This is a genomic window from Micromonospora rifamycinica, from assembly GCF_900090265.1.
Classification (GTDB): Bacteria; Actinomycetota; Actinomycetes; order Mycobacteriales; family Micromonosporaceae; genus Micromonospora; species Micromonospora rifamycinica.
This window is the reverse complement of record NZ_LT607752.1, coordinates 1-21,341: the sequence shown is the minus strand read 5'-3', so window position 1 is coordinate 21,341 and position 21,341 is coordinate 1. Positions and strand designations below refer to the sequence as shown.

General features: G+C 71.4%; 15 protein-coding genes and 2 pseudogenes. 11 read left to right on the top strand and 6 right to left on the bottom strand.

Annotated features, from left to right (window positions below; all coding sequences use genetic code 11):
* Nucleotides 1-104 precede the first annotated feature (104 nt).
* From GA0070623_RS00080 to meaB, 3 genes are all read left to right on the top strand, one after another.
* Nucleotides 105-1,961 (top strand): methylmalonyl-CoA mutase family protein, encoded by a 1,857-nt coding sequence (locus tag GA0070623_RS00080; RefSeq protein WP_067301626.1) that lies wholly within the window; start codon nt 105-107, stop codon nt 1,959-1,961.
* Between the two features lie 116 nt (nt 1,962-2,077).
* A complete protein-coding gene (scpA, locus tag GA0070623_RS00075; protein ID WP_456320058.1) occupies nt 2,078-4,180 on the top strand; it encodes a methylmalonyl-CoA mutase in 2,103 nt (700 codons plus the stop codon).
* Between the two features lie 10 nt (nt 4,181-4,190).
* Nucleotides 4,191-5,216, top strand: a complete 1,026-nt coding sequence (meaB, locus tag GA0070623_RS00070) for a methylmalonyl Co-A mutase-associated GTPase MeaB (RefSeq protein ID WP_067301633.1) — start codon at nt 4,191-4,193, stop codon at nt 5,214-5,216.
* 43 nt (nt 5,217-5,259) lie between these two features.
* Here the strand turns inward: meaB and GA0070623_RS00065 are convergent, their stop codons facing one another.
* The 6 genes from GA0070623_RS00065 to GA0070623_RS00040 form a co-directional block, all read right to left on the bottom strand.
* Complete coding sequence (locus tag GA0070623_RS00065) at nt 5,260-6,978, bottom strand: aminotransferase class V-fold PLP-dependent enzyme (protein WP_067301636.1); 1,719 nt, start codon at nt 6,976-6,978, stop codon at nt 5,260-5,262.
* Between the two features lie 118 nt (nt 6,979-7,096).
* A complete protein-coding gene (locus tag GA0070623_RS00060) occupies nt 7,097-7,774 on the bottom strand; it encodes a hypothetical protein (protein WP_157517432.1) in 678 nt (225 codons plus the stop codon).
* 4 nt (nt 7,775-7,778) lie between these two features.
* Nucleotides 7,779-8,510: a glycosyltransferase gene (locus tag GA0070623_RS00055; RefSeq protein ID WP_197700021.1), complete on the bottom strand. Its 732-nt coding sequence runs from the start codon at nt 8,508-8,510 to the stop codon at nt 7,779-7,781.
* Complete coding sequence (locus GA0070623_RS00050) at nt 8,507-9,133, bottom strand: class I SAM-dependent DNA methyltransferase (protein ID WP_067301641.1); 627 nt, start codon at nt 9,131-9,133, stop codon at nt 8,507-8,509. Before GA0070623_RS00050 ends, GA0070623_RS00055 begins: the two co-directional genes overlap by 4 nt.
* A complete protein-coding gene (locus GA0070623_RS00045) occupies nt 9,130-9,867 on the bottom strand; it encodes a PIG-L deacetylase family protein (protein ID WP_067301644.1) in 738 nt (245 codons plus the stop codon). Before GA0070623_RS00045 ends, GA0070623_RS00050 begins: the two co-directional genes overlap by 4 nt.
* A complete protein-coding gene (locus GA0070623_RS00040; RefSeq protein WP_067301647.1) occupies nt 9,861-10,820 on the bottom strand; it encodes an acyl-CoA dehydrogenase family protein in 960 nt (319 codons plus the stop codon). The genes GA0070623_RS00045 and GA0070623_RS00040 overlap by 7 nt, the downstream gene beginning before the upstream one ends.
* Before the next feature lie 1,267 nt (nt 10,821-12,087).
* On the opposite strand from GA0070623_RS00040, the pseudogene GA0070623_RS31600 reads away from it, so the two are divergent.
* The 8 genes and pseudogenes from GA0070623_RS31600 to GA0070623_RS31510 form a co-directional block, all read left to right on the top strand.
* Nucleotides 12,088-12,240: pseudogene (locus tag GA0070623_RS31600) on the top strand (helix-turn-helix transcriptional regulator); the annotation flags it as partial.
* A 120-nt stretch (nt 12,241-12,360) separates the two neighbouring features.
* Nucleotides 12,361-13,407 carry a hypothetical protein gene (locus tag GA0070623_RS00035; RefSeq protein ID WP_231932601.1) on the top strand — a complete coding sequence of 349 codons (1,047 nt, stop codon included), beginning with the start codon at nt 12,361-12,363 and terminating at the stop codon, nt 13,405-13,407.
* Between the two features lie 284 nt (nt 13,408-13,691).
* Nucleotides 13,692-14,192, top strand: coding sequence for a cobalamin B12-binding domain-containing protein (locus GA0070623_RS00030; RefSeq protein WP_067301654.1), 501 nt, complete (start codon nt 13,692-13,694; stop codon nt 14,190-14,192).
* 44 nt (nt 14,193-14,236) lie between these two features.
* A complete protein-coding gene (locus tag GA0070623_RS00025) occupies nt 14,237-15,532 on the top strand; it encodes a methylaspartate mutase (RefSeq protein ID WP_269458968.1) in 1,296 nt (431 codons plus the stop codon).
* Nucleotides 15,533-15,691: 159 nt separating this feature from the next.
* Complete coding sequence (locus GA0070623_RS00020) at nt 15,692-16,684, top strand: asparagine synthetase A (protein ID WP_067301657.1); 993 nt, start codon at nt 15,692-15,694, stop codon at nt 16,682-16,684.
* 11 nt (nt 16,685-16,695) lie between these two features.
* Nucleotides 16,696-18,021, top strand: coding sequence for a glutamate synthase-related protein (locus tag GA0070623_RS00015; RefSeq protein ID WP_084261026.1), 1,326 nt, complete (start codon nt 16,696-16,698; stop codon nt 18,019-18,021).
* A gap of 39 nt (nt 18,022-18,060) precedes the next feature.
* On the top strand, nt 18,061-21,219 hold the full coding sequence (locus GA0070623_RS00010) for a non-ribosomal peptide synthetase (RefSeq protein WP_067301660.1): 3,159 nt from the start codon (nt 18,061-18,063) through the stop codon (nt 21,217-21,219).
* Between the two features lie 18 nt (nt 21,220-21,237).
* A pseudogene (locus GA0070623_RS31510) lies at nt 21,238-21,294 on the top strand (hypothetical protein); the annotation flags it as partial.
* Nucleotides 21,295-21,341 lie beyond the last annotated feature (47 nt).

Here is a 21,341-nt window from a genome sequence, read left to right as displayed (position 1 = left end):
GGCTTCGGTAGGGTCGGCGGCCATACCTCCCGATAGCGTCGCCACCGCAGTTGGAGTTGTCACATCCAGGCGACGGTCCGCGGTCGCACCTTTACTATTCCGGCATGACGGTGCCGTCAGAGACGCTTCGCCTCGCCGCCGACTTCCCGGCCGCCACCTCCGAACAGTGGCGGCAGTCGGCGCTCGCCGTGCTGCGCAAGACCGGTGCCGCCGACGCGGACACCGGCCCCGAGGCGGTCCGGGAGCTGCTCACCCACCACGGCCACGACGGCATCGACACCGCCGCGCTCTACACCGGAGCCGACGCGCCGACGGTCCCGCCGCCACCGGGGCTGTTCCCGTACACCCGGGGCGGGCGGGCGACCGGCGCGGTGGCCGCCGGCTGGGACATCCGGCAGCGCCACGCCGACCCGGACCCGAAGCTCACCGGCGAGGCGATCCGGGTCGACCTGGAGAACGGGGTGACCTCGCTGTGGCTGGTGCTGGGCGACGGCGGCCTGCCGGTCACCGGCCTGGCGACCGCACTCCAGGACGTCTACCTCGACCTGGCCGGCGTGGTCCTGGACGCCGGGGACGCCGCCGTCGAGGCGGTGCCGGCGTGGTTCGCGCTGCTCGCCGAGCGTGGGGTGCCGTCCGCCGAGGTCCGGGGGAACCTGGGCGTCGACCCGCTGGGCTGGCGGGCGCGCACCGGGCAGCGGTGGGGCGGCCCGGCCGACGAGTGGGCCCGCCGCTGCGCGGCCGACTTCCCCCTGCTGCGGGCGATGACGGTCGACGCGACGACCTACCACGACGCGGGCGGCTCCGACGCCCAGGAACTCGGCTGCGCGCTCGCCACCGGGGTGGCGTACCTGCGTCAGCTGACCGCCGCCGGGCTGGACGTCAGCACCGCGTTCGGCCAGCTGGAGTTCCGCTACGCGGCCACCGCCGACCAGTTCGCCACCATCGTCAAGCTGCGCGCGGCCCGTCGGCTGTGGGCGCGGGTCGCCCAGGTCTGCGGGGCGCCCCAGGTGGGCGCACAGCGGCAACACGCGGTGACCTCCTCGGCGATGATGACCGCCCGCGACCCGTGGGTGAACATGCTGCGCACCACGCTGGCCTGCTTCGCCGCCGGGGTCGGTGGCGCCGAGGCGGTGACCGTGCAGCCGTTCGACCTGCACCTGGGCCTGCCGGACGGTTTCGCCCGGCGAATCGCCCGCAACACCCAGTCACTCCTGCTCGACGAGGCGAACGTGGGTCGGGTGGTCGACCCCGCCGGCGGCTCGTGGTACGTCGAGCGGCAGACCGAGGAGGTCGCCCGGGCGGCCTGGGCCTGGTTCACCGACATCGAGCGGGCCGGCGGGATGGCCGCCGCGCTGGACAGCGGGCTCGTCGCCGACCGGCTCGCCGCGACCTGGCGGCGACGGGCCGACGCGCTGGCCCACCGCCGCGACCCGCTCACCGGCGTCAGCGAATTCCCCCACCTGGAGGAGCAGCTGCCGACCCGTCCGGCGGCACCGCCCGCGCCGGAGGGCGGCCTGCCCCGGCACCGCTACGCCGAGGCGTACGAGGACCTGCGGGACCGGGTCGACGCGCACACCACGACCACCGGCGTACGACCTGCGGTGTTCCTCGCCACGCTGGGCCGCCCCGCGGTGCACAGCGCCCGCGCCGGCTTCGCCGCCAACCTGTTCGCGGCCGGTGGGGTGGCCAGCGTCCACCCGCCGGCCGGTGACGACGATCCCGCCCGGTTGGCGGCGGCGTTCGCCGCCAGCGGCGCCCGGGTCGCCTGCCTGTGCTCCTCCGACCGGGTCTACGCCGAGTCGGCGCAGCCGGTGGCCCGGGCCCTGGCCGAGGCGGGCGCGACCAGGGTGTGGCTGGCCGGCGCACCGGCCGACCATCCGGCGGTGGACGACTATCTCTTCGCGGGCTGCGACGCCGTGCGGGTGTTGGAGAAGATCCTGCGTGACCTGGGGGTGCCGTGATGCCCGCTGCGATTCCCGACTTCACCGGCGTCGACCTCGGGGCCGCGCCCACCGGCGGTGGGCCGGGCGACTGGCGCGCGGCCGTACGCGCCGAGACCGGCGGTGACCCCGGGGCGTTGACCTGGCAGACCCCGGAGGGCATCGCGGTCGCTCCGCTGTACACCGCCGACGACCGGGCCGGGCTCGACTTCCTCGGCACGTACCCCGGCATCGCGCCCTACCTGCGGGGCCCGTACCCGACCATGTACGCCACCCAGCCGTGGACGATCCGCCAGTACGCGGGCTTCTCCACCGCCGAGGAGTCCAACGCCTTCTACCGGCGCAACCTCGCCGCCGGGCAGAAGGGCCTGTCGGTCGCCTTCGACCTGCCGACGCACCGCGGCTACGACTCCGACCATCCGCGCGTCGCGGGCGACGTGGGCATGGCCGGGGTGGCGATCGACTCGATCTACGACATGCGGCAGCTCTTCGACGGCATCCCGCTGGACCGGATGAGCGTGTCGATGACCATGAACGGCGCGGTGCTGCCGGTGCTGGCGCTCTACATCGTCGCCGCCGAGGAGCAGGGGGTGGCGCCGGAGCAGCTGTCCGGGACCATCCAGAACGACATCCTCAAGGAGTTCATGGTCCGCAACACCTACATCTATCCGCCGCAGCCGTCGATGCGGATCATCTCCGACATCTTCGCCTACACCTCCGCGCGGATGCCCCGCTACAACTCCATCTCCATCTCCGGCTACCACATCCAGGAGGCCGGGGCCACCGCCGACCTGGAGCTGGCGTACACCCTCGCCGACGGGGTGGAGTACCTGCGCGCCGGCCGGGACGCCGGGCTGGACATCGACGCGTTCGCCCCCCGCCTGTCGTTCTTCTGGGCCGTCGGGATGAACTTCTTCATGGAGGTCGCGAAGCTCCGGGCGGCCCGGCTGCTCTGGGCGCGGCTGGTGCGGGAGTTCAACCCGGGCAACCCGAAGTCGCTGAGCCTGCGGGCGCACTGCCAGACCTCCGGCTGGTCACTGACCGCCCAGGACGTGTTCAACAACGTCGTCCGCACCTGCGTGGAGGCGATGGCCGCCACCCAGGGGCACACCCAGTCGCTGCACACCAACGCCCTCGACGAGGCGCTGGCGCTGCCCACCGACTTCTCCGCCCGGATCGCCCGCAACACGCAGCTGGTCCTGCAACACGAGTCCGGCACCACCCGGGTGATCGACCCGTGGGGCGGCAGCGCCTACGTGGAGCGGCTCACCCACGACCTGGCCGCCCGCGCCTGGAAGCACATCACCGAGGTCGAGGCGGCCGGCGGGATGGCCCGCGCCATCGACGAGGGCATCCCCAAGCTGCGGGTGGAGGAGGCCGCCGCGCGCACGCAGGCGCGGATCGACTCCGGCCGGCAGCCGGTGATCGGCGTCAACAAGTACCGGCCGGCCGCCGACGAGCCGATCGAGGTGCTGAAGGTCGACAACCGGGCCGTCCGCGAGCAGCAGGTCGAGAAGCTGCGCCGGCTACGGGCCGAGCGCGACGACGAGGCCTGCACCGCCGCGCTGGACGCGCTGACCCGGGCGGCCGGCGCCGCGCTGGACGGCACCCGGGAGGCGGGGCTCGGCGGTAACCTGCTCACCCTGGCGGTCGACGCCGCACGGGCCAAGGCCACCGTCGGAGAGATCTCCGACGCGATCGAGAAGGTGTACGGGCGGCACTCCGCGCAGATCCGTACCATCTCCGGGGTGTACCGCACCGAAGCGGGCGGGGCGTCGGCCGTCGAGACGGTGCGGGCCGCCACCGCCGCCTTCGCCACCGCCGAGGGCCGCCAGCCCCGCATCCTGGTCGCCAAGATGGGCCAGGACGGACACGACCGGGGGCAGAAGGTGATCGCCACCGCGTTCGCCGACCTCGGCTTCGACGTCGACGTGGGTCCGCTGTTCCAGACCCCGGCCGAGGTCGCCCGGCAGGCCGTCGAGGCCGACGTGCACCTCGTCGGGGTGTCCAGCCTGGCCGCCGGACACCTCACCCTGGTGCCGGCGCTGCGGGACGAGCTGGCCGCGCTGGGCCGCGACGACATCATGATCATCGTGGGGGGTGTGATTCCGCCGCAGGACTTCGACGCGCTGCGCGCGGCGGGAGCGGCGGCGATCTTCCCGCCGGGCACCGTCATCGCCGACGCCGCCGCGGATCTGCTGCGCCGGTTGTCCCGGCTGCTCGGGCACCCGGACGGGTGAGCGGCACACGATGTCGATTCCCGCCGTCGAGGCGTACGTCGAGGGGGTGCGCGCGGGGGCGGTCTCCTGGGTCGCACGGGCGATCACCCTGGTCGAGTCCACCCGGCCCGACCACCGGGTGGCCGCCCAGCGGCTGTTGGTGGCGCTCACCCCACACGCGGGCGGTGCCCGCCGGATCGGGATCACCGGCGTTCCCGGGGTCGGCAAGTCCACCTTCATCGACGCCCTCGGCAGCCGGCTGACCGGCGCGGGCAGCCGGGTGGCGGTGCTCGCGGTCGACCCGTCGTCCACCCGTACCGGCGGCAGCATCCTCGGCGACAAGACCCGGATGGCGCGGCTCGCCACCGACCCGGCCGCCTACATCCGGCCGTCGCCGAGCGCCGGCACCCTCGGTGGGGTCGCCACGGCGACCCGGGAGGCGATGGTGGTGGTCGAGGCCGCCGGCTACGACGTGGTCCTGGTGGAGACCGTCGGCGTCGGCCAGTCCGAGACCACCGTGGCGGACATGGTCGACTCGTTCCTGCTGCTCACCCTCGCCCGCACCGGCGACCAGCTCCAGGGGATCAAGAAGGGGGTGCTGGAGCTCGCCGACGTCATCGCCGTCAACAAGGCCGACGGACCGCACGCCCTCGACGCCAGCCGCGCCGCCCGGGAACTGGCCGGGGCGCTGCGCCTGCTGCACCCGACCGACGTCGGTTGGCAACCACCCGTCGTCACCTGCAGCGCGCTGCAGGAGACCGGCCTCGACGACGTGTGGGGTCAGCTCACCCGGCACCACGACAGCATGGCCGCCTCCGGCGAACTCGCCGAGCGACGTCGCCGCCAGCAGATCGGGTGGGTCTGGGCGATGGTCCGGGCCGAGCTGCTGGACCGGCTCCGCAGCCATCCCCGGGTACGGGCGCTCACCCCGGACGTGGAACGGCAGGTCGTCGACGGCACCCTCACCCCGGCCCTCGCCGCGCAGCGGTTGCTGGCCGGGTTCACCGAGCCGGTGGGCGGTCCCGGCACCCCGGACACCCCACCGGCGTCGAGCTGACCGGGCGGGCGGCGGGACCTCCGCACCCGGTCGACCGCGCCGGTCAGCTCGACGGCGGCGTGTCCCGGGCGGCTGTGCAGGCCGGCTGGAGGTGGAACCAGCGCAGCGCCTCCACGCCCGCCGGCAGGCCGGTGTCCCCCTCGTCGACGTGGTCCGGGCGACCGGCCAGGATCTCCCGGGCCTCCTCCAGGTAGCCGGCCAGGGCGTCCTCGCCGGCCCACCGCCGCCGCAGCGCCGGCTGGTCGTCGCCGGTCAGCAGCGGGACCAGGTCGGCCAGGCGCGGCGACCACGCCGTACCCCGGTGGTGGCGCCACCGGCCGCTGCGGGCGTCGAAGCGGTAGTCCGGCAGCAGCCGGTGCCCCTGGCGGGCGATCAGGTCGACCGCGTCGATCAGGTAGTCGGCGACCCGGTCGGAGATGAAGTAGCCGAAGGTGATCCGGGTCCACCCGGGCTTGATCCCCTCGCAGCCCCGGACGATCTCCTCCCGGAACGCGCGGGAGCGTTCCTCGTCGATCCCCAGCAGCCGGTGCCCGTACGGGCCCGCGCAGGAGCACCCGGCGCGGGCCTGGATGCCGAACAGGTCGTCGAGCAGCGTGACGACGAAGTTGTGGTGCAGGTGGCGGGCACCGTGGCGGATCTGCACCGAGACGATGGGCAGTCGCCGCGCCCGCAGGTCGCCCAGGACCACGATCCCCGGGTTGGCCGACCAGCGGCGCAGCGCCCGCGACCACAGCCGTTCCTCGCGGGCTTGGATGACCTCGGTGCCGACGGACTCCTTGAGGGCGAACACCAGGCCCGCCCGGATCGACTCGACGATCGCCGGGGTGCCGCCCTCCTCGCGGGCGACCGGATCGTCGAGATAGCGGTGCCCGGCAGGGTCGACGAACGTCACGGTCCCACCGCCGGGGACCGTCGGCACCCGGTTGCGCACCAGGTCCCGGCGCACCACTAGCACGCCGGGGGTCTGCGGCCCGCCGACGAACTTGTGCGGGGACAGGAAGACCGCGTCCTTGCCGTCCGCGGCTCCCGGTGCCGACTCCCCCATCCGGATCGGCACGTACGGTCCGGCGGCGGCGTAGTCCCAGCACGACAGCGCCCCGTGGGCGTGCAGCAGCGCCGTGACCGCGTCGGTGTCGGTGAGGATCCCGGTGACGTTGGAGGCGGCGGAGAAGCTGCCCACGCGCAGCGGGCGGTCCGCGTACCGGGCCAGGCGCGCGGCCAGCTCGGCGCGGTCGATGTGCCCGTCGGCGTCCGCGCCGATGACGACCACGTCGGCGTACGTCTCCCGCCACGGCAGTTCGTTGGAGTGGTGTTCGTAGGGACCGACGAACACCACCGGGCGCTGCGCCGCCGGGATGCCGGCCAGCAGGCCGTGGCGGCGGGTCGGCCCGTCGGGCAGCCGCAGTTCGAGGATGCCGACCAGCTTGTCGACGGCCGCCGTGGCCCCCGAGCCGCAGAAGATCACCACGTGGTCGTCGGTGCCGCCGACGGCGTCGAGGATGGTCCGCCGGGCGTCCTCGCGCAGCCGTCCCGTCGCCCGCCCGGTGGCGGAGCCCTCGGTGTGGGTGTTGGCGTAGCGGGGCAGCACCCACTGCCGGACGGTGTCCTCCACGAAGTCCAGCGCCCGACCGGAGGCGGTGTAGTCGGCGTAGGTGATCCGGCGGGGACCGTACGGGCCGTCCAGCACCTCACCCTCGCCGATGATGCCGTCGCGGATCCGGGCCAGCAGTCGGTCCACCCTGGACGTGCCCACCGTTGCCATGTCGCGTTCCCTCCCCCGGGCCGATGGCGAAGGGGGCGGGTCGACGACGCGTCGGTGTCCCGATCGCTGTCCACAGTGTGCCCGACCGGCGGGCGACGCCGCTCATGGCGTGGTCGGCTCAGCCGCCCTCACCGCAGTCCTCTGCCTCCGACGTGCCCGCCCGGTCCTCGTCCAGCGTGTCGGAGGCGACGTCCGGCACCCCGTTGCCGCGGGTGGGGTACGGCGGCGCGGTGCCGGCTGGCCGGAGCCCCCGCTCGGAGATCACCCACCGGTCGAGGCTGTCGGTGAAGCGCAGTTCCCAGCTCGGATCGGAGAAGCTCGTCCGGATGGCGCTGGCCGCCTCCCCATCCAGGTCCCGGCCGATGCGGTACCGCGCCACCGTGCACGGGGGGATGTCCTCCAGGAAGAACAGCACCGGCGCTCCGCTGTCGCCCAGCAGCCAGCGGTGCCGCTCGGGCAGGAAGAACTCCAGCCCTCGCAGCGGTGCGGTGGACCGGTTCTGCACCATGATCCGATAGTCGTCATCCTCACGGTAGTGGTTGGTCGTCCACCAGGCGACGCGGGACGCGTAGCGCTTCTGCTGGCGGTCCTGGGCGGCGACGTTGAGCTCCCACTGGTTCCGGTTGATCCGCTGCTGGTCCTTGAGGGTGTCCAGCGAGATGAGGAGCGCCCCACCGGCGAACAGGACGGCGATGACGGCGGCGGCGGCCTGCACCCGGTCGGTGAGGCTGGTGCCGGCCGGCGGTGCCGGGGTGCGGGATCGTTGCGCGGCGAGCCGCAGACGTCGGGGAACCACCACCTCATGATGACTGCCGTGTGCACCCCGGCCGGGTGTGGTGGTGCCGGGGCGGTGCCGGGGGCCGGTCGTCGAGGGCGTCGAGGTGGCCGGCGAAGCCGTGCGGGGCGCGGCCGTGTCGTCGGGCGCTGGTCCGGACCGCGCAGTCGGCGTCGGCGACGACCCGCATGGCACGCCGACGACCGCGCTCGACGAGGTCGTGGTCCTCGCCGTGGCGCAGGTCGGCGAATCCGCCCAGCCGCTCGTAGGCGGTGGCGGCGCAGCCCAGGTTCGCACCGTGGACGTGCCGGTGGCCGGTGCCGGTCAGACCGTGCCGGTACCGGATCTCGTAGCGTTCCCGGACCAGCGCGGAGCGGGGTGCCCAGTCGGTGACCCGCACCGTCCCGACCAGCAGGTCGGTGCCGGCGCGGGCGTGGCGCAGCTGCCAGCCGCCCCACCGCCGGGGCACCCGGCTGTCCGCGTCGGTGGTGGCGAGCCACAGACCCTGCGGTCCGTTCCGCAGGGCGTGCGCCATGCCGGCGGCGCGTGCCCGGCCGACGTTGCGGGCGCGGACCGTCAGCACGACGACGCCGAGACGCTCGGCGACGGCGGCCGTGGCGTCCCGGCAGTCGTCGGCCACGACGATCACCTCCGAGCGCACCGGCAGGTGACGCAGCGAGTCGAGGACCGAGGTCAGGCAGCCGGGCAGCAGCGCCTCCTCGTCGTGGGCGGGCACCACGACGGCGATCCGGTTCACCACAGGCCGTCGACCTGGGCGACGGATCTGGCCGGCGGCGGCACCCGGAGGAAGACGTCGAGGAGGAAGTCCGCCTCCTCGTGCCGGGCCGTCCGGGTCAGGCCGTCCACGTCGGCGAGCAGCCGGTGCACGTCGTCGCCGCCGCGTGCGTGCTCGGCCACCGCCGGCCGCCAGTGCACGGCCACCAGGGTGCCACCGGGTTCGAGCGAGTCCACCGTACGGGCCACCAGCCGGTCCAGTCCGGCGTCGTCGAGGTAGTAGCCCAGCTCGGAGAGGACGATCAGGTCGAAGCGGTCGGTCCCCACGGCCGGCCACTCGTCGGGGACGCGCATCCGTTCCACCCGGACGTGCGGCTGGTCGGACAGGTGCCGCCGGGCGCTCGCCACCGGCGCGGTGGCGAGGTCGACCGCCAACAACCGGTCGCACCGTTGCGCGAGGCGGCGGGTGAGCATGCCGGTCGAGCATCCCGGCTCGAAGGCCGACCGGTAGCGGCGGCGGGGCAGACAGGCGACGGTCACCTCGTGCTTTCGCTGGTCGTACCAGCGGGTGGCGAAGCTCCACGGGTCCTCGGCCCGGGCGTACATGTCGTCGAAGTACCCGTCGGGGGTGCCGCGTGAGGTCATGACACGAACACCGTTTCGTAGGGGCGGGCGAAGCGGGCGAGAACGTGCGGGGGAAGGATCGCGGCGTCGGCGGGCGTCGGCCCGAGCGGCAGCACCTGACTACGGAAGGCGTCGACCGCCCGCCTCTTGGCCGACCGGGCCGCCGGGGTCAGGTCGATCCGGCGGGCCCGGTGCCAGGGCACGTCGGGGTGGTCCGGCGTGGCCCAGTGCCACGTCCACACCGGGAACTCCAGCAGCGTCGCGCCGGTACGCCGGCAGGCGACCGCGGCCGCACGACCGACCGCCTCGTGGTCGGGGTGGCCGTCGCCGCGCCACGTCGTGACGCACCACCGCTCCGGTGTCAGCCGGGTGGTCAACGCGTCGGTGAGGGCCGCTTCGTCGACGGCGCCGTCGGGCTGCCCGAGATGGTCGATGGCCGCGGGGACGACGCCGAGCAGCCCGCAGGCCGTCACCGTCTCGGCCCGCCGGATCGCGGCCAGCTCCGCGCGGGAGTGGACCGTCGAGTCCGGGTGGGAGGCCTCGCCGTCGGTGACGACGGTGATCTCGACGCCGCCGGTGAGCACCGCGACCAGGCCGCCGACGCCGAGCACCTCGTCATCGGGGTGCGGGGCGACGACCAGCGGCGGCACCGCCCGCGCCCGGTCGTCCAGCGCGAGTACGGGCCAGTCGGCCGGTGCGGCCCAAGCACGCCAGGTGCCCTCGTCGGTGCCCGTGTCGACGATCGGCCTCACCATCCGGGTTCCCCCGCCGCCGCCGCGAGTTCGCCGAGATGGGCCAGGTCCGCCTCCGCGTGGCTCTGCCGTAGGTACACCGTCAGGTCGGCGACCCGCCGGGCGTGGTCGGCGTCCCGGCACAACGGTCCCGCCCCCAACGCCCGGCCGACCCGCTCGACGACGGTGGTGGCCGCCGCCTCGACGGTGGCCCGCACCTGGTGCGCCAGCCGGTCCGCGTCACCGGTGGGGTCGGCGTCGATCGCGTCGGCGGCGGCGAACAGGACGGCGCGGGCGGCGGTGAGGGCCGCGTCGACCGCCCCGAGGTGCGCCATGGCGTGCGGGCCGAGGCCGCGGTGCCGGGCCGCGTCGCGCAGGGCGTCGGCGACCCCGACCGCGCCGCCGTACCAGCACGCCGCCACGCCCAGCCCGCCGTGCCAGAAGCCCGGCCGCGCGGTGTAGCGGCCCGGCTCACCCACGGGTACGGCGGTCACGCCGTCGAAGCTGACGGTCCGGCTGTCGCTGGCGGCCATGCCGACGGCGGGCCAGGTGCCGGCCACCGGGGTGACCCCGGCCGCACCGACCTCGACCGCGAACAGCCGGACACCGTCGGCGGCGGTCGCGGTGACCAGCGCCCGGGACAGCAGACCCGCCCCGGAGCACCAGGGCCGGTCCCCGGTGAGCAGCCACCGATCGCCGTCCCGGGTCGCGGTGACCGAGGCCGGGGCGGCCGCCCACACGCCCCACGGCTCACGACGCCACCGGGGATCGACCGGCACGCCCAGCTCGGCGAGGATCGCCAGGGCGTCGGCGTGCCCCTCCCCCAGCCGGGCCAGCACCAGGTCGGTGCGGCCGAGTTCGACCAGACGCGACCACCGCTGCGCCGTACGTCCACCACCGGGCAACGGCAGGTCCAGCCGACCGGCGCGGACGGCCGACCGGAACGCCTCCCCGGGCTGCCGGTCCGGGGCGCTCACCCTCGGATCCCCGTCGCCCGGGGCGGTCCCCCGGGGCGTACCGGGTGAAATCCGTTCCGTTCCGTCGCCGACAACGGGCAACCTCTGCTGACGGTCGACCGTCATCGGGCACCTCCCCCAGCGTGACCTGCGGTCTTCGTAGGTCGTCGCCGGAAGATGCCCCCCTGCTGCGGGGCGAAACATGGCACGGTATCCGCCGCCGAGGGCGCTACATCCGATGCCCACCCTGACGGGGCTGGAGTGACGAGACGGCTGGTCGGCGGACGACGTCGTGGCAGGTGGCCGACCGGGGTACCAACCTCGATGACGTGTCCTCGGGGGACAGCACCGCCGCCGGAGTTGGACTCCTGCTGGGGCAGGTGCTTCCCTACCGGCACCGCCGGTCGAGGTACACGTCGGCGTCGGGTACGACACGTCTGTCCGCCGTCTGTCGACCAGGGTCCATAACCTCCAAATTAACCCGTTAAAGGCATTTATGCCTGGCTTCTCCCCTCTGTGCAAATACCGAAAGGCCAACGACCCATCACCCACCTCCGTAACACACAGTGTCAAGACGATCGCACCTTGCTCCACCCACTGAGGTGGACAAGATCGACCGCCGAAGCAGTCTTGACCACGCTCCGTGACCAGCTTGAACCCGACGGGCCGGATGTCACGGCTCCCATCGGTTGCCGCCACTCGCAAGCCTTTGTAGCGTCAAGTGCGGATTTGCCGTCACGGGGGAGAAATCAATTGAGCCACGATCCGACAAGATGCCGCCCACGGTACGGACGAGCAAGATCACTGGACACGGTCTTCGCGTTCGTCGATCTCGCACGCCAGCCAGCTGCCAGCGACGAACAGGCCGAGGCCGGGTGAGCACTTCGCGCCACCGCTCTCCCCGACCGGCACACAGCTCCGACCGGCCGGTCGAAACCGGCGGAGCCGCGACGAACCGGGACCGGTAGACGCGATTACCGGGACACCAATCCGCCATCCCCTGGGGTGGTGGCAACTTGGATGCCTCCGAGCGGCGAACAGGCATGTGACTGGGGACGCTGCAACCAGTGTCGGTCGGGGGCGCGAAGCCGACGGCCACGCGTTTAGAAACGGTCCCGCGCCCGACGCGCCGGGAATCGCCTTGTCGCCCGCCTCATCCGTCCTTCGGACCCGGTTCGAAATCGCGGCACACCCAGACCACGTCTCAGACTCCGATCCTGGACGTCAGGCTGCCGCCCGAGTGTCCGGGGTGAGGAGTGAGTGCATCTACACCGTGGGAACGGATCATATGGATAGGAACAGCGCGTTAACAACTTTTCGACAAATGCTGCGGCGGCACCGCAAGCGAAGGGGGCTGACACAGCAGCAGCTCGCAGATTTGTCAACCGTGAGTGTTCGAGCAATTCGGGATCTCGAGCGTGGAGCAGCTCGCCACCCGAGACAGGGGACGGTTCGTCTCCTCGCCGACGTCCTCCGCCTCCCTAGTGCAGACCGTACGGCTTTCGAAGCGGCTGCCGGCAACGATCAACCACCTCCCGCCGGGGCGGCCCATGATCGGGCGGTGCGCCTGGATCCCCCCATGGCCGCCGGCACTCTCCTGGGCCGGTCCGACGAGGTAAAGGCGTTGTCGAACCTCTTGACCTCGTCAGGGCAGCGGATGATTCGGGTGGTGGGCCTGAACGGTGTCGGTAAGACTCGCACCGTGATCGCTCTCGCCGGGGCACTTCAGCGACAGGGATGGCACACTCCCTGGATCTCACACGGTCTCAGGAACGGACCTCGGGCAGGAACGGCACCGAAGAATGGTGCTTCTTCCAGCAGCCGCGACCAACCAGCCGACCCTGACGGCGAAGTACTCCGTGAGGCGATTTCCCATGTCGACGCGCGCAACGTGCTGCTGGTGCTGGACGACCTCGCGGCCGGCGCGGCGATCTACGATGAGTTGGAAACAGCACTCACCCGCCATCCGGGACTTCGTATCGTGTCCACGAGCCGTGATCCACGCCATATGACCGGCGAGCAGCTGTTTCCGGTCGGCCCGCTGCCGGTGGCGGGGAGCACCGCGGCGGCAACCATCCGTGATGTGGAGAACCTCGCCTCGGTCCAGTTGCTCCTGTCCCACCTACGTGCCTTCCACCCACAATTGGATTTCGACGCATCGAGTGCGGCCATGCTGTCGGAGCTTTCCCGTCTCCTCGATGGCATCCCGGGAGTGCTGGAGCACGTGGCTTCCTGGTCGCTGGTTCATCCTCCGAGCGAGCTGATCGAGTTGATCTACGCAGATCCGTTTCCGCTGTGCGCGTCACCGACCCAGGAGACCGACGTGAACTTCGCCGCGTCGCTGACGGAGACCATACGACAGCTTGAGCCCGACCTCCGGACGCTGCTGACGAAGCTGTCGGACCGGACGGACACCTGGTCGATCGACGAGGTGGCGTCCCTCGTCGGCGGGAGATCTGCTGAGGCGGCACGCGGCGTGTACGCCCTTTTGATAAGCGGCTGCATTCGCGCCGTCGACGAGCCGGGCAGGCAGCGTTTCACCGTCCTGAACCTCGTGCGGAGGGCAGTGCTCGGCACGCGCCCCGACAACGGCCCCCTCGCCGGCTGATCTCCCTGCTCCTCCCGGCACCTCGCTGCGACCCGCGCTGGGCAGTGTCGATCCGGCGCTGCCCAGCTTCTGCGTTCCGGCGACGAACACGGCCCGGCACTCCAGTTGCCGGCGGCAGTACCATCACCCTGCCGGCGACAGCAACTGCCGGTTTCCCGCCCATCAACTGCCTTCTTCGTACCGGTTGACGGCTTAACGTTACAGAGCCGGTAGCTGGCTTTCGTCCGTTGATTGCCATCTGGCGCGTTGATCCTCGAAACCCGAATCCGAAGAAAGGATGGAGCATGGGTGAAGCAAGCCCAACAGGTGTGCAATCGCCTGGCACCCACGTCTTGCTTTCCAGCACCGCATCGGACTCGCACACCTGGAACCTCATATTCCTTCAGCTTCTGATCGAGGAACTCGGCCACCCGGTGAAGAATCTGGGTGCTTGTGTTCCAGACGACGTCATCGTCGCGGAGTGCATGAACCTACGCCCGGGGCTCGTAGTCATCAGCAGCGTCAACGGTCACGGATACCATGACGGTTTGCGGCTGGCCCGGGCACTACGTCGGCGAGATGAACTCGCCGCCACACCGATGATCATAGGCGGAAAACTCGGCATCGGCAGCGAGGACGAGGTCGCTCAGACTGAACGCCTGCTGTCCGCCGGATTCACTGCGGTTTTCGCCGACGGCACCAGCCTCGACTCCTTCCAGAAGTTCGTGCTCTCCCTACCCGCACCAGGCTCCGGCGTGACAAGGTCGCTTGATTCCGGTGTTCGGGCGGTGGAGGCAGCGTGGTAGCCGCAGGACCGGTAACGACAGTCGTGGGAGCACGACCAGCCCAGGTGTCGGCGGAGCGCATCTCCCTCGGCCGGTTCGTCGCCAGAGCCCAGCAGGCGGGTCTGCTGGTCGTGCAGCCACGGATGGGGTTGAGCAACCCCGCCGAGATGCGCGCCGGACTGGCCGCGACGAAACGAGCGAGGGCCACGACCGTCGGCACGATCACGCTCGACAGCTATACGAGGTTGGGCGAACACGGAAGTGCACGCGAGGCGATGCGCAGCGGAGTGCCCCTGAACGGATACCCGATCGTCGCGCACCCCGTGGCGACCACCCACGCCGTCCTTCATCGCATTCGTGACGAGAACTTCCCGGTGCAGGTCCGCCACGGCTCCGCTCTCCCGCAGGACATTTTTGCGGCGATGGTGCAGCTTGGTCTCGACGCGACGGAGGGCGGACCGGTCTCCTATTGCCTGCCCTACGGTCGTCTACCGCTGCGGGAGTCCGTCGCCAACTGGGAGCGATGCTGTCAGTTGCTGCTCGAACTTGAGGAGCAAGGGGCCGAGCCTCACCTCGAGACCTTCGGTGGTTGCATGATGGGTCAACTCTGCCCGCCGAGCCTGCTCGTGGCTATCAGCGTCCTGGAGGCGCTGTTCTTCTACCAGCAAGGGCTACGTTCCGTATCACTCAGCTACGCCCAGCAGGCGAACGCGCAGCAAGATGAACATGCACTACTGGCGTTGCACCGGCTGGCCGCTGAGTTCGTCCCCCACGACGCGGATCGACACATCGTTCTCTACGCGTACATGGGGGTCTACCCCCGCACCGAGCAGGGTGCCCGCCGCCTCCTCTGTGAGGCCGCACGGCTGGCCAGTCGTACACCGGTGGCCCGGCTCATCGTCAAGACAGCCGCCGAGGCGCACCGTATTCCCACCGTCACTGAGAACGTCACGGCGCTGGAACTCGCCGGCGATGTGGCGTCCGAGCGGCACTACCGGGTGCCACCGGCGGCCGGCACGGACACCGAGGTCTATGCAGAGGCGTCGACCCTGGTCAACGCGGTGCTGGAATTGAGCACCGATGTCGGTCAGGCGCTCCGGCAGGCGTTCTCGCTCGGCATCCTGGACGTGCCGTACTGCCTCCATCCGGACAACGCCGGTCTGTCGCGCAGTTACCTGGCTGCTGATGGCTGGTTGAGGTGGGCCGGGGTGGGACGTATGCCCCTCGCCGGCGCGGCGGACTCGCAAAACTCCCGCCGCATCGGATCAACCGAGCTGTTGGCCCACCTGTCCTACGTCGCCCGCAGGTTCGACAGCGGCGCCCTCGGGAGGGCGTCCGTCCCCGAGGTGTCGGGAGGTTAGCCGCCCGAACGCCTACCACCCCCGGCCGGGGACGACTCGGCCAGCGCCGCCGACCTCGTCCGGAATCTCCTCGGTCCGTGACGCCGGTTCGTCGGCGAGGTGCCTCGCTGGCACCCTGCACGGCGCCCCAGGTACCGCCACCTCCGGAAAGGACTCACCATGACCGCGTCGATCGATACTGCCGTACGCCCCGACCTGCGGGCTCACCTGACCGCCGACAGCACCCGTGCGGCGCTGAGGATTCAGCAGTGCGTACTCGTAGCCGTCCGCCACCATCTTGACGGCCAGGGTTTCGCCGAGGTGCTCCCGCCCATCATCGGCCCGGTGACCGATCCGGGAATCCGCGGCTCCAAACAGGTGGACATCGACTACTACGGCGAACGCTACCGACTGATGACCAGTGCCATCCTGTACAAACAGGCCTCGCTGTTGAGCTTCGACAAGATCTACTGCATCGCTCCGAACGTTCGACTGGAGCCGCTGGAGACGGCGGAAACCAGCCGGCACCTGGCAGAGTTCCACCAGATCGACGTGGAACTCGCCCACGCCGGGCGGGCAGAAGCGATGTCCGTCGCCCACGGCATCTTCCGCGCCGCCCTCCAGGCGGTGATCGAGCGTTGTCCGGGGGAACTCACGATCCTGGGCCGCGACCCGGCCGCGTTGTCTGGCGCGCTCGGCGAGGTCGGCACCATGACCCATGACGACGCGACGGCCCGATTGCGCGAGGCCGGACAGCCCCAGGACCCTTACACCGAGATCAACTGGCAGGCGGAGCGTACGCTCTCGGCAGGTGCGGACACGCCGTTCTTCATCGTCGACTATCCAAAAGGCTCACGAGGCTTCTACGACCAGGAGGACCCCGACCGTCCCGGGGTGCTGCGCAATTTCGATCTGATCGCACCGGAGGGCTACGGGGAACTGGCCAGCGGCGGCCAGCGCGAACACGACTATGCCAAGCTGGTGACCCGAATGCGGGAGACCGGCGAGAATCCCGCCAAGTACTCCTGGTATCTGGCGTTGGCGCGACAGGGACTCCCGCCCAGTGCGGGCTTCGGTATCGGTCTGGAGCGGCTGATCCGCTACGTCACCGGCCTGGACGCGGTCTGGCAGGTCTGCGCATTCCCGAAGATCCCGGGCGTGGTCTCGCCGTGAGACCGCCGTCAATGACCGTTGCGACACCCGCCCAGCGGGACGTCGTACCAGCTAACGCCCCCTCCCCCGGCGCTCTGCACGCTCCGGGCCTGCCCGAGGAACGGATTCGCGACCGCGCCCGGCGTGGCGCACCCGCCGCCTTTCCGAGCGCCGACCAGTACGGCCGTGTCGCGTTCGGCTCCCGCTCCGAACTCTTCGACGACCTCGACGCCCTGCGGCTGGTCCCACCGGTCTTCATGCCGGACCGCCTGCACAAGCTCATCGAGCTGGGCCGGGAACCTCTCTACTCGGATGTGGACACGAACTCGACGATCGGCGGTTTCTCCGCGCCTCTGCCGGTGTTCGTCTGCGCGTTCGGCTCGACCCGGATCGCGGCCGGACTGGGTGAGGCGATCAGTCGTCAGGCCGGCAGGTTGGGGCTCCCCATGGTCATCGGGGAGAACCTGGTGCCGACGGCACAGTTCAGCGCCGGAACCGCGAAGGCTGCCGCCCCCATGCTCGACCGGCTGGACGCGTACGCGGCCGAGCTGGGCGACGGCCACGGCGGCGTCATCATCCAGCAGAGCACGGAGGATGCCGATGCCGAGGTGTGGAACATGTTCTACAGCCACCCTGGCGCCAGGCACCTGCTGGAGTCGGGGCGGCTCGGCTTCGAGCTGAAGGTGGGGCAGGGTGCCAAGCCCGGTCTCGGTGGACTGGTCCTCCTGGACCGCCAGCGCGGTGCGGCAGCAGCCCGCCAGTACGCCACCGCTCCGCTCGGCGCGGCTGCCGACACCGTGCTGCGCGCCAGCAGTCCGGGCACCGTGACCCGGGAGATCCTGCACCACCAGGTGCGGTTGATGCGCAACAACTTTCCGGCCGCGAAGGTGTGGGTCAAGCTGCACCCGGGGCGCGACGTCGCCGAGGCCGCAGCCACCGCGAGGGCCGCCGGTGCCGACGCGGTGTGCGTCGACGGTGCCGAGGGGGGTACCGGATGGGCACCCACCGCGTTCCTCGACCACGTCGGCCTGCCGCTTGTCGAGTGCCTGGCCCGGCTGGGCCAGGCGGGGATTCGCACGCTCGCCAGCGGCCGGATCTGGGAGGGTGCCCGCGCGGTCAAGGCACTGGCGTTGGGCGCCCAGGCCGTCGGGCTGGGTCGCGCTGCGCTCCTCGCCGTCGACGAGGACCGTACGGCGGGCCTCGTCCGTCTGGTCGAGTGCATCGACCTCGAGATACGGATGCTCGTCAGCGCGCTGGGCCTCTACCGGCCGGACGCTGTCACCGCCGCCGACATCTGGCCGCACCCCTCACGGCGCGAACCGGCGCAGCAGACACCGGTCGACGACCTCACCCGATAGCCCCGCCCGCACCGACACGGGAGGAACACCATGGTTGCCATGTCCTACGGTCAGCAACGCCTCTGGATGATCAACCGTTTGGACCCGGCCAGCGACGCGTACAACGTACCGTTCCGGATCGAGATCGACGGCCCGCTAGACCTGGCGGCCCTGCAGTCGTCCCTGGGCGACCTCGTCGCCCGGCACGAGGTCCTGAGGACCCGCTATCCGTGCAACGACGACACCGGCGAGCAGGTCATCGTGCCGGCCGCGGCAGCGGTCCCCCGCCTGGTCTACGAGCAGACCACACCGGAGCAGGCCGAAGAGGCACTCGTGGCAACCTGCCGTGAGCCGTTCGACCTCACCACCGACCTGCCGGTGCGGGCGCGGGTGTGGCGTACCGGCGTCGACCGCTTCCTGTTCCTGCTGGTGATCCATCACATCGCCACCGACGGTGTCTCCACCGGTCCCCTGTGCCGTGACCTGGGCGCCGCGTACGCCGCCCGCCGCAAGGGAGCGGCACCGGACCTGCCGCCGCTACCGATCCAGTACGCGGACTTCGCGCTCTGGCAGCGGGAACTGCTGGGCTCCGAGGACGACCCGGGCAGCCTCGCCCACCGTCAGATCGGTTACTGGCGCGACCGCCTACGCGGCCTCGAACCGCAGCTCAGCCTGCCCACCGATCGCGCATTGCCGAACCGGCTGGGCACCCAGGGCGTCCTGGTCGTCCGGACTCTGCCCGCTGGCCTGCACCAACGGCTGATCGCTATCGCACGGGGACACGGTACGACCCTGTTCACCGTGTTGCAGTCGGCCATCGCCGCGTTTCTCACGCGCACCGGCTCGGGCACGGACATCCCGCTGGGTAGCCCGGTCGCCGGACGGGGCGAGTCGGATCTCGACGACCTCGTCGGCTTCTTCGTCAACTCGCTGGTCTTCCGCATCGACACCGGTGGCGACCCGTCGTTCGACGCGCTGATCGATCGAGCACACCAGGTCACCGTCGGCGCGCTGAGCCACCAGGACCTGCCGTTCGAGCGGCTGGTCGACGCACTCAACCCGAGACGCTCGCTCGCCCTGCACCCGTTCTTCCAGGTCATGTTCACCCTGCAGAGCGCTGTCGAGCACGGCGACGAGAACCTCACCCTGGACGGCTGCGTCACCAGCACCGAAGTGCTGACCACCGACAACGCGAAGTTCGCGCTGTCCATCGGCATCGCCGAGGAGGTGGACCCCGCCACCGGGACACCAGCTGGTCTGACCCTGCGCTGGTCGTTCAACGCCGACGTGTTCGACGCCGACACCGCCGACACGCTGCTCGACAGCTTCACCCTCTTCCTACGGCAGGTCGTCGCGCACCCCGGCCGGTCGATCTGGCAGGCCTCGCTGATCGGCACGGACACCATGGCCGCGCTCCTCGCCGCGGGCGGCGTGACCGGTCACGCGCGGCCCACCTCGCTAGGAACCCTCGACGAACTCTTCTGGCAGCAGGCCCGGCGTCGACCGCGAGCGACCGCGCTGGTCGACGGCGACCGCACCGTGATGTACGGAGAACTGGCCGAGCGCGCCGGCACGCTGGCGACGGCTCTGCGCACCGCAGGGGCGGGTCCGGGCCAGGTGGTCCCGATCCTGCTCGAACGAGGCACCGACATGGTCGCCTCGCTGCTTGCCGTGCTCCGCACCGGGGCCGCCTACACCCTGCTGGACCCCGACTATCCGAACGAACGGCTGCGGAGCATCCGGGCTCGCTGCGGGGGCACGCTGGTGGTGACTCGGGGCGACCTCGTGGCGCGGATCGCCACCGCCGGGGTCCGTGTGCTGCTCACCGACGACCTACCGGCCGCAGGTGCTGCGGACACCTGGCCGTCACGACCGGACGCGATGCCGGCGTGCGTGCTGTTCACCTCCGGATCGACCGGTGAGCCCAAGGGGGTGCTCGTCCCGCATCGCGCAATGGTGGCCACCCTCCGGGAGCAGAGCTATGCGCGGTTCGGGCCGGGTGAGGTGTTCCTGCAGTGCTCACCCGTGTCCTGGGACGGCTTCTCGCTGGAGCTGTTCGGTGCGCTGCTGTTCGGCGGCCTGTGCGTGCTGCAACCGGGCCAGCGGCCGGAACCGGCCCGTGTCGCCGCCGCAGCCGCACGCCACGGCGTCACCATGTTGCAACTGTCGGCGAGCCTGTTCAACTTCCTGGCCGACGAGCACCCGGAGACCTTCGATGGACTGACGCAGGTTTTCACCGGTGGCGAGGCAGCCTCGGTACGACACGTCCGAGCGGTCGCCCGACAACGGCCTGACCTGCGCATCGGCAACGGCTACGGACCAGCCGAAAGCATGGGCTTCACCACCTGCCACCAGATCAGCCCCGAGGACCTCGACGCGGGCACGATCCCGATCGGGCGGCCGGTGGCGCACAAGCGAGCCTATGTGTTGGATGCCCGCCTGCAACCCGTGCCACCGGGTGTGGTGGGCGAGATCTACCTGGCCGGGGACGGGTTGGCCACCGGATACCTCGGCGACGCTCCCGGCACCGCCATCCGATTCGTCGCCGACCCGTTCGGCGCACCGGGTGACCGGATGTACCGCACCGGTGACCTCGGCCGTTGGCACGGCGGCGTGCTCACCTACCGGGGCCGCAGCGACGATCAGGTCAAGATCCGCGGATTCCGGGTGGAGCCGAACGAGGTGAACGCCGCGGTGGCCGCCCAGCCCGGCGTGCAGCAGTCCGCTGTCGTGGTGGCGGAACGCACACCTGGCGACCGGATGCTGGTCGCCTACGTCGTCGGTACGGGCATCGCCCCCGCGGCGGTGCGGCAGGCGCTCGCCGCGCAGCTACCGGAGCATCTGGTTCCCGGCGCCGTGGTCGTGGTACCCGCCCTGCCGCGGACGGCCACCGGCAAGCTGGATCTCGCCGCCCTACCCGCCGTGGTCACCGGGAGTCCGTCCACCGGCCGGGAGCCGCGCGACGATATCGAGCGGCGGCTGTGCCACCTCTATCGCGACGTGCTCGGCGTCGAGCAGGTGGACATTGACGACAATTTCTTCGAACTGGGCGGGCATTCGCTGCTCGCGGCCCGGCTGATCAACCGGATCCGGGCGGCGCTCGGCCGCGACGTGGACCTCGCCACCGTCTTCGCCCATCCCACGGTGGCCGGCCTCGGCCCGGCGGTGGCGAGCGCGCCGGGGGCGGCCCAGCGGCCCCGGCTGCGACGGATGACCTGACAACCTGCGGGAGGCGATATGAACACCAATCCCTTCGAGGACGACCGTGCCAGCTACCTCGTGCTGGCCAACAGCAACGGCCAGCACTCACTGTGGCCTTCGGGACTGACCGTGCCGTCCGG

Excerpts from the sequence above, each read along its gene's own strand:
- GA0070623_RS00080 (WP_067301626.1), top strand. The coding sequence starts at position 105 with ATGACGGTGCCGTCAGAGACGCTTCGCCTCGCCGCCGACTTCCCGGCC.
- meaB (WP_067301633.1), top strand. The coding sequence starts at position 4,191 with ATGTCGATTCCCGCCGTCGAGGCGTACGTCGAGGGGGTGCGCGCGGGG.
- GA0070623_RS00065 (WP_067301636.1), bottom strand. The coding sequence starts at position 6,978 with ATGGCAACGGTGGGCACGTCCAGGGTGGACCGACTGCTGGCCCGGATC.
- GA0070623_RS00050 (WP_067301641.1), bottom strand. The coding sequence starts at position 9,133 with ATGACCTCACGCGGCACCCCCGACGGGTACTTCGACGACATGTACGCC.
- GA0070623_RS00045 (WP_067301644.1), bottom strand. The coding sequence starts at position 9,867 with ATGGTGAGGCCGATCGTCGACACGGGCACCGACGAGGGCACCTGGCGT.
- GA0070623_RS00030 (WP_067301654.1), top strand. The coding sequence starts at position 13,692 with ATGGGTGAAGCAAGCCCAACAGGTGTGCAATCGCCTGGCACCCACGTC.
- GA0070623_RS00020 (WP_067301657.1), top strand. The coding sequence starts at position 15,692 with ATGACCGCGTCGATCGATACTGCCGTACGCCCCGACCTGCGGGCTCAC.
- GA0070623_RS00015 (WP_084261026.1), top strand. The coding sequence starts at position 16,696 with ATGACCGTTGCGACACCCGCCCAGCGGGACGTCGTACCAGCTAACGCC.
- GA0070623_RS00010 (WP_067301660.1), top strand. The coding sequence starts at position 18,061 with ATGTCCTACGGTCAGCAACGCCTCTGGATGATCAACCGTTTGGACCCG.